Origin of the sequence: Alteribacillus sp. HJP-4 (assembly GCF_042139015.1) — a bacterium.
Classification (GTDB): Bacteria; Bacillota; Bacilli; order Bacillales; family Marinococcaceae; genus JBHIKY01.
The window spans coordinates 26,232-39,388 of sequence record NZ_JBHIKY010000003.1 but is presented as its reverse complement, the minus strand read 5'-3'; the positions used below and the strand labels follow the sequence as shown (position 1 = coordinate 39,388).

The window sequence follows — 13,157 nt, the reverse complement described above, 5'->3', positions numbered from 1 at the left end:
CATCATGAAGAACGTATTGCAATTATTATTTGTCTCATTACTCATTCTAGCTCTAGCCGCCTGCGGATCAAGCGAAGAAGGAAAAGAATCCGGGGACGGCTCCGCTCAGGAAGAGAACACTGAGCTGACGGTTGGCGCATCCAACGTTCCGCATGCTGAAGTACTTGAATTCGCTTCCGACCTGCTTGAAGAAGAAGGCGTTGACCTTAAAATTGAAACATTTAATGACTACATTATTCCAAACCAGGCACTGAACAGCGAAGAAATTGATGCTAACTACTTTCAGCATATTCCTTATTTTGAATCTCAATTAGAAGAAAACGATAACTATGATTTCACAAATGCCGGTGGTGTTCATATTGAACCAATAGGTGTTTACTCTCAGGAATATGACAGCCTGGACGACCTGCCGGATGGAGCAGAAATTATTATGAGCAGTTCTGTTGCCGACCATGGCAGGATTTTAATGATGCTTGAGGAAGAAGGGCTGATTACGCTGGAAAAGGGAGCAGGAATTAACGCTGCAATAGACGATATTGCAGAGAATCCGAAAAATCTCGAATTCCGTGATGATATTGAAGCAGCTACCCTTCCGCAGGCTTTTCAAAACGGAGAAGGCGATGCTGTTCTCATTAACTCCAACTATGCGCTGGATGCAGGTCTAAATCCAGGTGAAGATGCGATTGCAATTGAAGATGAAAAAGACAATCCTTATGTAAACATTATCGCTGTCCGATCCGGTGATGAAGAGCGAGAAGAACTTCAAACACTTGTAGAAGTGCTGCAGTCCGAGGAAGTAGCCGAATACATGGAAGAAGAATACAAAGGCGCAGTTGTTCCTTCCTCTGCGGAAGATGTAGAGTATGAAGAAGGCGGCTCTGCTGCTGAAGAAGAATAAGAGTTGAACCCCCTGTCACTTAAATAATAGTCCCGGGGGTTTTTACTGACTCCGACTGAATGGTACAGCCCAACCTTTCACATACTAACGGAAAAAGGAGGGGCTTCATATGCAGCAGGAACAACAACAGCAGCAACAGGACAAAGACAATTCAACAGCTTTTATTCAGGACGCGCTTCAGGAGTATAAAGAGGGACTTGGCAAGTTTGCAGAAAAAATGCCGCACATTGCCCGCAAATATAATGCCTTCACTGAAACTTGTTTTGCAAAGGGAGTACTGTCTCAAAAGGAAAAGCAATTAATTGCTCTTGGTATCAGTGTCTATTCCCAGGATGAATATTGTATTATTTATCATACAAAAGGATGTATTGATCAAGGCTGTGATGAAAAAGAAATATTAGAAGCAATTGGAGTAACTGCAGCGTTTGGCGGGGGCACAGCCATGAGTCAGGCCGTTACCCTGGTACAGGAAGCGATAAATGAATTTTCCGGAAGCCAAAGCAAGTCACATTAAATATCTTACAAAGATACTCAGTCAGCAATGTGTGTTGTAACAAACAGCTGTATGTAGATGAAAAAAAATAAGTGGTAACAGCTATATATCTTAGACGCTGTTGCCATTTTTCATTATATTGATGCATCGTACATTTTCAAACAAAACTCATGGAGCTTGTTATCTTTAAAATAAGATATAAATTTCATGCCAGGCATGTTAATAACAAATCGCGTGATCAGGGGTTTTTAACGTAATAAAGTCTACAAAATGGCAGGAATCTTTAGAAATATCCAGCTATTTTAATGATGAGGCAGGATATTCCCATTCACTTTAGAACAGTTATCAATGTAAGAAAATATAACGACAAATGGTTTTTGTTGGAAATGTCATTCCGTGCTATTCTTTTTGTGGGTTTTAAAACAAAGAAGGGATGGATTATTTATCCATAGTTTACAGCTTAACCCCACATCAGAAATGGAAAAAGCAATGCACTTTTCACATGGCTGCGGATACGCTGAATACAGCCGCAGTTTGGAGAAACGGATGGAAGTAGAGGTCTCCAGAGAATCGGATTATCTTAAATCCTGCCAGCTGGCAGCAGAATTTCAAAACAGATCGTAATACCAGACAAAGAGACAAAAAGAAATAGCTTATAATAGGAAAAACCGGAGAGACGCTCCGGTTTTTTTGTTATGATCTGGTGCCCGCCTATGAGCGAAGAAGCTTAGATGCAATAAAGTTGTATGAGAAGAGTTTTTCCTTCTCTTACCATATCTGAATGCAGGTATTTTCCTTAACGCCATGATTTGATATAATGTTCAAGGATTAGACAAAACTAAGGGGGTGTTCCGAAAGAAATGCAATCTTTTGGGAGCTCCCTTTTTCAAATGTAGTTAAAGCTGAGGTGAAAAGTGCTACGTCTTGAAGTCAGTTTGGATTTGTTATAAGATTATAATGAGAATAAATTGAGAATGATAAGCTTTTATAAAGCTATTCTTTAATAATGAATCGATGGAGGTATCACCTTATGTCTGCACCTAATTTAAAGATCGAAAATCTTTCCGTAGAGATTGAAGGTTCTGAAATTATTAAGGATTTCAACCTTGAAATAAATGGCGGAGAGATCCATGCAATCATGGGACCGAACGGAACAGGTAAGTCTACACTTGCCTCTGCAGTTATGGGACACCCGAAATATGAGATCACTAAAGGATCTGTTCATATAGACGGAAAAGATGTTCTTGAAATGGAAGTTGATGAGCGTGCACAGGCAGGTTTATTTCTTGCAATGCAGTACCCGAGTGAAATCAGCGGGGTAACAAATGCAGACTTTATGCGCTCAGCTATCAATTCCAAGCGTGAAGAAGGCGATGAAATTTCGCTGATGAAGTTTATCCGCAAGATGGATGAAAAAATGGATACACTTGATATGGATCAGTCTTTTTCACAGCGTTATTTAAATGAGGGCTTTTCCGGCGGCGAAAAGAAGCGTAATGAGATTCTTCAGCTATTGATGCTTGAGCCGAAAATTGCCATTCTTGATGAGATCGACTCTGGTCTTGATATTGATGCGCTGAAAGTAGTGTCCAAAGGTATTAATGACATGAAAAGCCCGGACTTCGGCTGTCTTATCATTACTCACTACCAGCGCCTGCTGAACTATATCACTCCGGATAAGGTCCACGTGATGATGCAGGGACGCATTGTGAAATCAGGCGGAGCAGAGCTTGCACAGCGTCTTGAGGCAGAAGGCTATGACTGGATTAAAGAAGAACTCGGAATCGAAAATGAAAAAGTTGGAGAGCAGCAAAAAGCGTAATTGCAGGGAGGTTATAGAATGTCAGTGGATACAAAATGGACGTATGATGAACAATATGTTAAAGAGTACTCCCAACACCGGGGAGAGCCTGACTGGCTGACAGAGGAACGCCTTGCTGCAATTCGTCTTGCGGATAAGCTCGAGCTTCCAAAGCCTGAAAAAACAAATATTAAAACGTGGAATTTCACTTCCTTTAAGCATGATGGAACGCCTGCAGAGACGCTGCAATCGGCGGAGGAGCTTCATGAGGACGTTCAAAGGCTTATTGATACGAGTACAAATGAGCAGAATCTTATTGTTTACCGGGACGGAAAACCAGTGTATCAGACAATAAGCAGCAATTTAAAAGAGCAGGGTGTTTTATTCGTAGACCTGGAGACTGCAGCAAAAGAGCACAGCGAGCTTTTGAGAAAGTATTTTATGAGCCAGGCGGTCAATGTGGATGAAAACCGGCTGAATGCCCTGCACGTGGCCCTCTTAAACGGTGGAACTTTTGTGTATGTACCAAAAAATGTGGTTGTAGAAGCACCGCTTCAGACTGTGAATTGGCAGGAGGACCCTGAAGCCGGACTCTTTAACCATGTGATTATTGTGACGGAGGATAACAGTGATGTAACCTTCCTTGAGAATTATGTTTCCTTTAATAAAGATAAGCAGGCTGTCGCAAATATCATCTCTGAGGTATATGCAGGCCCCGGCTCCAAAATATCTTACGGAGCGGTCGATCATTTTGAAAAAGGCGTGACCACTTATGTGAACCGCCGCGGCTATGTGGAAAAAGACGGCCGTATCGACTGGGCTCTCGGACAGATGAATGAAGGAAATACTGTATCAGATAACACGACACTTCTTCAGGGAGAAGGATCTAACACAGATTCTAAGTCAGTTACAATCGGCCGCGGAGAGCAGAGCCAGAATTTTCTCACCCATATTATACACTACGGAAAGCATTCCGACGGTCAGATTCTAACGCATGGCGTCATGAAGGATAGTGCATCTTCTATCTTTAATGGAGTGACGAAGATTGAGCATGGAGCTACGAAAGCAAACGGTGAACAGACAGAGCGTGTGCTGATGCTGAGCGAACGTTCCCGCGGAGATGCCAATCCAATCCTATTAATTGATGAAGATGATGTTACGGCAGGCCATGCAGCTTCTGTAGGAAGAATAGATCCATTGCAGATGTTCTATTTAATGAGCCGGGGGCTCTCAAAAACAGAAGCAGAACGCCTCATTATTCACGGCTTCCTTGCCCCTGTGGTAAATGCCCTGCCGATTCAAGCGGTGAAGGAGCGCTTAACGGAAGTTATTGAAAGGAAAGTTTATTGATGGATGTACAAGAAATCCGCCGTCAATTTCCAATACTGCAGCAAGAGGTAAACGGTCATCCGCTCGTTTACCTTGACAGTGCAGCTACCTCTCAAAAGCCCCTTAAGGTCCTTGAAGTGCTTGATGATTACTACCGCCGTTACAACTCAAATGTCCACCGCGGGGTCCACACACTAGGAAGCATGGCTACAGATGGATATGAAGGTGCCCGCGAAAAAGTCCGTTCCTTTATTAATGCAGCCAGTACGGAGGAAGTTATTTTTACCCGCGGAACGACAACAGCAATTAATAAGGTAGCATACAGCTATGGATACGCTAACCTGCAGGAAGGCGATGAAATAGTTATTACGCCGATGGAGCACCACAGCAATATTATTCCGTGGCAGCAGACGGCAAAATCAACTGGCGCGACACTGAAGTACATCCCTCTTCAGGATGATGGCACTCTCTCCATGGAAGACGTGAAAAATACGATAACAGCCAACACAAAAATCGTCGCTGTTATGCAGGTTTCCAATGTATTGGGAACAATCAATCCAGTGAAAAAAATCGCTAAAATCGCGCATGATAATGGTGCAGTTATGCTTGTGGACGGCGCTCAAAGTGCGCCTCACATGAGAGTGGATGTCCGGGACATGGATTGTGATTTCTTCGCTTTTTCCGGCCACAAAATGGGCGGACCTACTGGAATTGGCGTATTGTATGGTAAGAAACAGCTGCTTGAAAACATGGAGCCTCTTGAATATGGAGGGGAAATGATTGATTTTGTGGATCTGTACGAATCTACATGGAAAGAGCTGCCCTGGAAATTCGAGGGTGGAACCCCGATTATCGCCGGCGCCATCGGGCTCGGTGCCGCGATCGATTTTATCCGGGATATTGGAATGGAAAACATTGAAGCTCATGAAGCAAAGCTGGCACAGTATGCGACCGACAAGCTTGTTGAAGTTGAAGGACTGAGAATATACGGCCCCAATAAACGAGCAGGACTTGTAACTTTTAATATAGATGATGTCCATCCGCATGATGTTGCCACTGTTCTTGATTCTGAAGGTATTGCTGTAAGAGCAGGCCACCATTGTGCTCAGCCTTTAATGAAATGGCTGAATGTAGCAGCGACGGCAAGAGCCAGCTTTTATATCTATAATACGGAAGAGGATATAGATGCATTAACGGATGGACTGATTAAAACAAAGGAGTATTTCGGTGATGTCTTCGCATAGTAACCTTGACACGCTGTATAGGCAAGTGATCATGGATCACTATAAAAATCCACGTAACCGTGGAGAGCTTGAAGATCAAACACTTCATGTCAATATGAACAATCCTACCTGCGGAGACCGCATTCAGCTCCAGCTCAAGGTGGAGGATGACAAAATCTCTGACGCGAGATTTGTCGGAGAAGGCTGCTCCATCAGTTTATCGTCAGCTTCTATGATGACGGAAATTGTTAAAGAGAAATCAGTGGATGATGCTTTAGAGCTTGCAGATATATTTTCGAAAATGATGCTTGGGCAGGAATATGATGACGAAAAATATGATCTTGGAGATATTGAAGCATTGCAGGGAGTGACAAAGTTTCCAGCAAGGATTAAATGTGCTACACTTGCATGGAAGGCCATGGAAAAAGGGCTGGATGAAGAAGAAGACAATTAAATAATTCTAGTCCCGGAAGGCTGCAGGGTCCCGGGCTGCATAACCAGTTCTCAGGTAATACTGAAAGCTGAATTTCCCACAAGGAGGTTTTTAATATGGCAAAGAAAATGCCGGAAATCGGGGAATATAAATATGGTTTCCACGACAAAGACGTGTCGATATTTCGTTCGGAACGAGGATTGACAGAAAAAGTTGTCCGTGAGATTTCCAAAATTAAAGAAGAACCGGAATGGATGCTGGACTTTCGTTTGAAGTCATTAAAGATTTTTTATAAGATGCCAATGCCTCAATGGGGCGGCGACCTTACTGGACTCATTTTCGACGATATCACTTACTATGTTAAGCCGTCTGAACGCTCGGAGAAATCCTGGGATGAGGTTCCAGAAGAAATTAAGAATACTTTTGATAAGCTCGGTATACCGGAAGCAGAACAAAAGTATCTTGCCGGTGTGTCTGCTCAGTACGAATCTGAAGTAGTGTATCACAATATGAATCAGGATTTGGAAGAGCAGGGTATTGTATTTAAAGATACCGATACAGCACTGAAGGAAAATGAGGATATTTTCAGAGAGCACTTTGGAAAAGTAATACCTCCGTCTGATAATAAATTCTCAGCGTTGAATTCAGCTGTATGGTCCGGCGGATCGTTCATTTATGTTCCTAAAGGAGTAAAGACGGATACGCCGCTTCAGGCCTATTTCCGCATTAACTCTGAGAACATGGGACAATTTGAGCGTACCTTGATCATCGCTGATGAAGACAGCTCCGTCCACTACGTGGAAGGTTGTACAGCGCCGGTTTATACTACGGATTCACTGCACAGTGCTGTAGTAGAAATCATCGTTAAAAAGAACGCATATTGCCGTTATACAACGATTCAGAACTGGGCTCCGAATATCTATAATCTCGTAACAAAGCGTGCGGTTGCTGATGCTGGAGCTACAATGGAATGGGTCGACGGAAACATCGGTTCCAAGCTCACGATGAAATATCCATCAGTTATTATGAGAGGTGAAGGAGCAAAAGGAACGATTCTTTCCATTGCCATTGCCGGAAAAGGACAGCACCAGGATGCCGGTGCGAAAGTAATGCACCTTGCTCCAAACTGTTCTTCCACTATTGTGTCGAAGTCTATTTCCAAGCACGGCGGAAAAGTAACCTACCGCGGTATCGCGCACTTTGGGCGTAAATCGCAGGGATCTTTCTCCAAAGTAGAGTGTGATACGCTGATTATGGATAATGAATCGACGTCCGATACAATTCCTTATAATGAAATCCTGAATAACAATATTACACTGGAGCACGAAGCGACTGTTTCTAAGGTTTCAGAAGAGCAGCTCTTCTATCTGATGAGCCGCGGAGTTTCTGAACAGGAAGCAACAGAAATGATTGTAATGGGCTTTATCGAGCCATTCACAAAAGAACTTCCAATGGAATATGCCGTGGAAATGAACCGGCTGATCAGCTTCGAAATGGAAGGTTCTATCGGTTAATTCATTGAAGTTTCTCAAGAAATAAAAACAGGGTCACCAATTAATTGGTGGCTCTTTTTTTTAATACCTTAAGAAAATCTATGCTTATTAAAGGAATCAATTTCAAAAGTCTTGCATCTGCGGTTGAAATCCACTTCGCTTTTCGCGGGCAACGCTTCAGCCTCCTTGGGAGGAAAATCGCTCCCAAGGGGGTCTTCAGCCGTTGCTTTTCCCGCAGAAGTCTACGTACATTTCAACCGCTTACTTATGTAAGAATAGAAATTATGAAATTCATTCAAAAAAATAAAAGTATTATAAAAGCTAAGGCTTTCGCCTTTTGGATCTGCCTGCAAACATAGAAAAAAGCAGGCAAAAGCCTGCATAAATGGGTTGTGAAAAGTGATTCTTTTAATTAATAGCCAATCCTGCACTAGCATAACCGGTAATAGAACCGACAAGGGTGATTTTGTTATTGATTGAAATATAACTTTCTTTGTTAAATGAAGAGGGGAAACTTATATTAGAAAAAATAAGAATTATAAAGCTGTTAAAGCAGCCAACCATGGAGTTAAATTTAAACTGACGTCACTAGTGTTTAATATCTGACCTACTGCAAGAGCTGCTACATTTTGTTCCCTGAAATTTATGGGGGAAGTTTGCAATGCAGATCCATAACCAGAAGCCATGCCGCCATAAGACGACCCGTTATTTTGGTCCCTAATTACCAAGTAGTATGCTGTATTAGCAGCTATAGAGTAGGCTGCGGTCAATGGTAAAACGAATACTCCGGGTGTTAAAGCTCCTGTATAAATAGAAGTAGTCGCCACTACTTGTGCTGTAGATATACCGGTTGGAATTGCAATAGCCATCTGAAATTCACCCGGAGAACCGATTTGATTAATATAACTTGCTAAACGATCAACTGTTACAGCACTAGAGTTGTTAAACAATAGAGCTCCGAGCACTTGATTATTACCTCCACCTTCATTAAATGCTATAATTCTGTCAACAGAACCTAATGTTGTCGTTTGTAAGAAAGTACCTTCTCCTCCCGCTGCTCCAGTTGCACCGGCAGGTCCAGTAGCTCCCGTGGCCCCGGTAGGTCCGGTGGCTCCAGCAGTGCCCGTAGGTCCCGTCGGCCCGGTGGCCCCAGTAGCGCCAGTGGCTCCGGCAGCGCCCGTAGCACCGGCAGGTCCAGTAGCTCCCGTGGCCCCGGTAGGTCCGGTGGCTCCAGCAGTGCCCGTAGGTCCCGTCGGCCCGGTGGCCCCAGTAGCGCCAGTGGCTCCGGCAGCGCCCGTAGCACCGGCAGGTCCAGTAGCTCCCGTGGCCCCGGTAGGTCCGGTGGCTCCAGCAGTGCCCGTAGGTCCCGTCGGCCCGATGGCCCCGGTAGCTCCAGTAACGCCGGCAACCCCCGTAGGCCCCGTCGGCCCTGTAGGTCCTGTAGGTCCTGTAGGTCCTGTAGGTCCCGTGTTAACTACCCAACTGGGTGTTCTTCGAGGAGCTGAAGTCTTGCAGAGCACTTTACCTGACTCATGGCAGATTATTTCAGGATAACAAGGTTTCTTTTTCTTTTTCATAGTATTCACCTCCTCATTATAGACTATTAATATGCTTAGAACCCCTTCCAGCCACGGCTAATACCGGTAATTCCATTTATAATAACTGCCCGTGTTTGTACTGTAAAAAGAGAAATATGTGTAATAGACTATTAAAGAGATTTGATAATCAGATAACATAATAATGTAGTTTTCAAAATGATTTACCTTCATATATTTGTGATATAATTTATGAAACGTCAAATAGTTTGAACTTTATATCTGCAGGTAAAATAAGTACATGTAACAGGCGGACCAGCTCTGGGGTTCGCTTTTCTGTTTACCATGTACGAACGGGAGGGGACAGCTTTGTTAGAAGTAGGATTAACAGGGTGGGGAGACCACGATTCCATTTATCCAGAGGGCACCAGGCAGACAGATAAACTCCAGGCCTACAGTGCTCACTTTCCAATAGTAGAAGTAGATTCTGCTTTTTATGCGGTACAGCCGCTGAAGAATTATCATAAGTGGATCAAAGACACGCCGGATCGTTTCTCTTTTATTGTAAAAGCATATCAGGGCATGACCGGACATGAACGTGGAGAAATTCCATTTGCAGATCATGAAGAAATGTTTAAAGCTTATGTTGAATCGATAAAGCCTGTAGTAGAAGCAGGAAAGCTCTCTATGGTTCTCTGCCAGTTTCCACCGTGGTTCGATTGTACAAAGGAAAATGTCGCTTATCTGCGTTATGTCAGAGAAAAGCTTACAGACTTTCCCTGCGCGCTGGAATTTCGTCATCAGTCGTGGTTTGCTTCGGAATTTAAAGAAAAAACGTTGACATTTATGAAGGAAGAAGAGTGGATTCACAGCGTGTGTGATGAGCCGCAGTCCGGTGAAGGATCTGTCCCGATGGTACTCGAAACAACGCATGCTGATAAAACGCTCGTACGTCTTCACGGCCGTAACGTCGAAGCATGGAGAAAACCGGTGAAGGGGGAAAACTGGCGGCGTGTCCGATATTTATATGATTACTCGCAGCACGAATTGAAGGAGCTGCTTGAGAAAATAAATAAGCTTCAAAACGGATCTAAAAAGGTATGTGTAGTATTTAACAATAATTCAGGAGGACATGCGGCAGGAAACGCGAAAACTTTTTTAAAGATGGCCGGAGTTTCATACGAAGGTCTTGCCCCTCGGCAGATATCCTTGTTTGAAAATCATTCGGAAGAATAACTGTCTGTAAGCTGCAAACAACCTTTTACTTGTTTGATACATAGAGAAAAGAGGGTAATAATGGATTGGCTTTTACTCATTGTCATTGGATTTTTTGCTTGTCTGGCCGGCAGTCTGATGGGGCTGGGAAGCGGAATTATTATCGTGCCTGCGTTGATGATACTAAGCGCAATAAGTCCTCTTTTAACCGATATTACCCCGCAGACAGCTGTTGGCACCTCGGTGCTGATTATGATTGTCACCGGCTTATCCTCTACCATCGCATATATTCGGCAGAAGAAAGTAGATTATAAATCAGCTCTTATTTTTTTCTCTGGAAGTGGTCCGGGTGCATTAATCGGAGTATGGCTGAATAAAGGGGTGGATGGAGACCCTTTTCTGATTATTTTTGGAACCTTTATGATCATTGTTTCCTTCGGTCTCGTGTTCCGGAAGAAGTTGAAGCCGCTGCGGATCAGAGGAAAAGGGATCCGCCGATATTACAAAGATGAAGCCGGGAGTGAAATTGAATATGGTTTTACACCGTGCATTGCGATATCATTAGGTTTGTTTGTCGGGCTGTGCTCCGGTCTTTTTGGCATCGGAGGCGGGTCGATACTTGTCCCGGCAATGATTGTATTATTCGGATTTCCACCACACCGGGCCGTGGCTACTTCGATGCTGATGGTTTTTTTGTCTGCGATTGTAAGCTCTCTCAGTCACATCGCCCTTGGAAATATTGATTGGGGTCTTGTGTTAGCTCTTATTCCCGGCGCATGGGTGGGAGCGCAGATTGGAGCGGAAATTAACCGGCGTTTGAAAAGTGATACACTAGTAGTAATACTGCGGATATTCCTCATATTTGTGGGCATCCGCTTAATTTGGCAGGGTGTGACGGGGATATGATAATTTAAGGAAGTATTTGTTCTGATAAAGGCGGTGCTGACATGACCTCAATAATACCTTTACATATATATCACACGAATGATCTTCACAGTGAATTGTCACAATGGCCATCCGTAGTTTCCTACATGAAGAGCCAGCGCTCCTTTCACGAAAAACAAGGAGAGACTGCGTTATTTTTTGATTTAGGAGATCATACCGACAGGGTTCATCCCATAACGGAGGCCACAAAAGGAAAAGCAAATGTCAGGCTTTTGAATGAAGCCGGCATTCACCATATTACGATCGGCAATAATGAAGGCATCACTTTTTCTAAAGAGGAGCTTGACGAGCTTTATGATGAAGCTTCTTTTACAGTGCTGCTTGCTAATTTATTTGATGAAAAAGGAAATCGTCCCCGCTGGGCAGAACCTTACGACTTATTACGTACGAAGGAAGGTCTCCGCATCGGACTGATTGGGCTGACTGTGCCGTTTTACCCGTTTTATAAAGAATTGGGCTGGGATGTCCAGGATCCATTCAAGTGGCTTCCCGAGCTGCTGGAGAAGGTGAAAGAGCAGTCTGATATTGTTATTCTTCTTTCTCATCTCGGGTATCCCGATGACGAGGAAATAGCTAGAAAATTTAACGGCATAGATGTAATTCTAGGGGCACATACCCACCATCTATTAAAGCAGGCTGTGAACATTAATAATACGTTAATTGCTCAGTGTGGAAAGAACTGCTATTATGCGGGCGAAATTAAATTGTTGTACGACCAGGATAGAAATAAGGTGATTCATTCAGAAGGAGCTGCTGTGTCAGTTCGACATGAAAGGCCATCTCCTGAAACGAAAGCATTGCTTGCCTCTCTTGGCGAGGAAACCGATAAGCTATTAGAGGAGCGAATTGCGCATCTGTCCAGGGAAATTGCTGTGTCCTGGACCGAACCTTCCGAATTTGCCAAGCTTCTTACTGATGGAGTGAAAGAATGGTGCGGCGCAGAAATAGCGATGCTCAATTCCGGATTATTGCTTGATTCTTTACCTTCAGGTCCGGTTACAAGAAAAGATATTCACCGGCTCTGCCCTCACCCGGTCAACCCATGTCTTGTCCATGTAAAAGGATCCGTCCTTAAAGAAACGATCGCGGCTGCGTTTACAGAGAAAATGATCCACCTGCCTTTGAAAGGTCTCGGGTTTAGAGGAGTGAAACTCGGCAGAATGGAGTTCAGCGGCATGACCGTTGAATTGGATGAGTTGTCATCCTATGTTAAGCAGATTTTAATTGGAAGCGAGCGGATTGATCCGAAGAAAGAATACAAGCTCGCCACAGCGGATATGTTTACGTTCGGTCCGCTGTATCCCGGACTTGCGCAGTGTACGAAGAAGAAATATTTCATGCCTGAAACGATGCGGGATGTGCTTGCGTACACTCTTAGTAAACAATACGGGTAAGCAGGTAATGTGCTGAATCCCTCTTCCCCTTATCATCATATGATGAAGAAGAAGGGGGAATACAGGTGGTAACTTTGGATACGATTCAACTTGAAAATAGAACATTTCAAACGATTACTGTGGAGCTTCCCGAGACGACACTGCTTATTGTAAAAAGCCAGATCGGCTATATAATGTGTGGAGCGCTCGACATCGAAGTGCTTGATGGCAAATGGCCGGACCGAAAAATTGTGGCGGGCAGAGCGATGGGAGTAAGAACGCTCGATCAGCTGCTGCAGGCACCGCTCGAATCAGTAACGATAGCTGCCGGAGAGCTTGGCTGGAAGAAGGGGATGAGTGGCAGAGAGGCCCTGCTTATAGGAGTATAAGGAAAGAGCGCTGTCTCGAAAGGCGGCGTT

Annotated in this window: 13 protein-coding genes; 12 read left to right on the top strand and 1 reads right to left on the bottom strand. The window is 43.9% G+C overall.

What is annotated here, in order from left to right:
* Nucleotides 1–4 precede the first annotated feature (4 nt).
* From ACE4RR_RS03265 to sufB, 8 genes are all read left to right on the top strand, one after another.
* Nucleotides 5–898 carry a MetQ/NlpA family ABC transporter substrate-binding protein gene (locus ACE4RR_RS03265; protein WP_375533964.1) on the top strand — a complete coding sequence of 298 codons (894 nt, stop codon included), beginning with the start codon at nucleotides 5–7 and terminating at the stop codon, nucleotides 896–898.
* Nucleotides 899–1,007: 109 nt separating this feature from the next.
* Nucleotides 1,008–1,412: a carboxymuconolactone decarboxylase family protein gene (locus tag ACE4RR_RS03260; RefSeq protein ID WP_375533963.1), complete on the top strand. Its 405-nt coding sequence runs from the start codon at nucleotides 1,008–1,010 to the stop codon at nucleotides 1,410–1,412.
* A 456-nt stretch (nucleotides 1,413–1,868) separates the two neighbouring features.
* Entirely contained in the window at nucleotides 1,869–2,015 is a 147-nt protein-coding gene (locus tag ACE4RR_RS21525; protein WP_483860803.1) for a YuzK family famiily protein, read from the top strand.
* A gap of 406 nt (nucleotides 2,016–2,421) precedes the next feature.
* Nucleotides 2,422–3,213, top strand: a complete 792-nt coding sequence (gene sufC, locus ACE4RR_RS03255) for a Fe-S cluster assembly ATPase SufC (protein ID WP_375533962.1) — start codon at nucleotides 2,422–2,424, stop codon at nucleotides 3,211–3,213.
* Between the two features lie 18 nt (nucleotides 3,214–3,231).
* On the top strand, nucleotides 3,232–4,542 hold the full coding sequence (gene sufD, locus ACE4RR_RS03250) for a Fe-S cluster assembly protein SufD (RefSeq protein ID WP_375533961.1): 1,311 nt from the start codon (nucleotides 3,232–3,234) through the stop codon (nucleotides 4,540–4,542).
* Nucleotides 4,542–5,765: a cysteine desulfurase gene (locus ACE4RR_RS03245; protein WP_375533960.1), complete on the top strand. Its 1,224-nt coding sequence runs from the start codon at nucleotides 4,542–4,544 to the stop codon at nucleotides 5,763–5,765. The genes sufD and ACE4RR_RS03245 overlap by 1 nt, the downstream gene beginning before the upstream one ends.
* The gene (gene sufU / locus ACE4RR_RS03240) at nucleotides 5,752–6,198 is read left to right on the top strand and encodes a Fe-S cluster assembly sulfur transfer protein SufU (protein WP_375533959.1); all 447 of its coding nucleotides are present in this window, start codon (nucleotides 5,752–5,754) and stop codon (nucleotides 6,196–6,198) included. The genes ACE4RR_RS03245 and sufU overlap by 14 nt, the downstream gene beginning before the upstream one ends.
* A gap of 95 nt (nucleotides 6,199–6,293) precedes the next feature.
* Nucleotides 6,294–7,691, top strand: a complete 1,398-nt coding sequence (gene sufB, locus ACE4RR_RS03235) for a Fe-S cluster assembly protein SufB (RefSeq protein WP_375533958.1) — start codon at nucleotides 6,294–6,296, stop codon at nucleotides 7,689–7,691.
* A 515-nt stretch (nucleotides 7,692–8,206) separates the two neighbouring features.
* On the opposite strand, the gene ACE4RR_RS03230 is transcribed toward sufB, so the two are convergent.
* Nucleotides 8,207–9,247 carry a hypothetical protein gene (locus ACE4RR_RS03230; protein ID WP_375533957.1) on the bottom strand — a complete coding sequence of 347 codons (1,041 nt, stop codon included), beginning with the start codon at nucleotides 9,245–9,247 and terminating at the stop codon, nucleotides 8,207–8,209.
* A gap of 327 nt (nucleotides 9,248–9,574) precedes the next feature.
* Between ACE4RR_RS03230 and ACE4RR_RS03225 the strand changes: the two genes are divergently transcribed.
* The 4 genes from ACE4RR_RS03225 to ACE4RR_RS03210 all read left to right on the top strand — a co-directional run bounded on the left by ACE4RR_RS03225 (nucleotide 9,575) and on the right by ACE4RR_RS03210 (nucleotide 13,127).
* Entirely contained in the window at nucleotides 9,575–10,441 is an 867-nt protein-coding gene (locus ACE4RR_RS03225) for a DUF72 domain-containing protein (RefSeq protein WP_375533956.1), read from the top strand.
* A gap of 60 nt (nucleotides 10,442–10,501) precedes the next feature.
* Nucleotides 10,502–11,326 carry a sulfite exporter TauE/SafE family protein gene (locus ACE4RR_RS03220; protein WP_375533955.1) on the top strand — a complete coding sequence of 275 codons (825 nt, stop codon included), beginning with the start codon at nucleotides 10,502–10,504 and terminating at the stop codon, nucleotides 11,324–11,326.
* A gap of 41 nt (nucleotides 11,327–11,367) precedes the next feature.
* Nucleotides 11,368–12,759, top strand: a complete 1,392-nt coding sequence (locus ACE4RR_RS03215; RefSeq protein WP_375533954.1) for a bifunctional metallophosphatase/5'-nucleotidase — start codon at nucleotides 11,368–11,370, stop codon at nucleotides 12,757–12,759.
* Between the two features lie 65 nt (nucleotides 12,760–12,824).
* Entirely contained in the window at nucleotides 12,825–13,127 is a 303-nt protein-coding gene (locus ACE4RR_RS03210) for a YunC family protein (protein WP_375533953.1), read from the top strand.
* The last annotated feature ends 30 nt before the right edge of the window (nucleotides 13,128–13,157 follow it).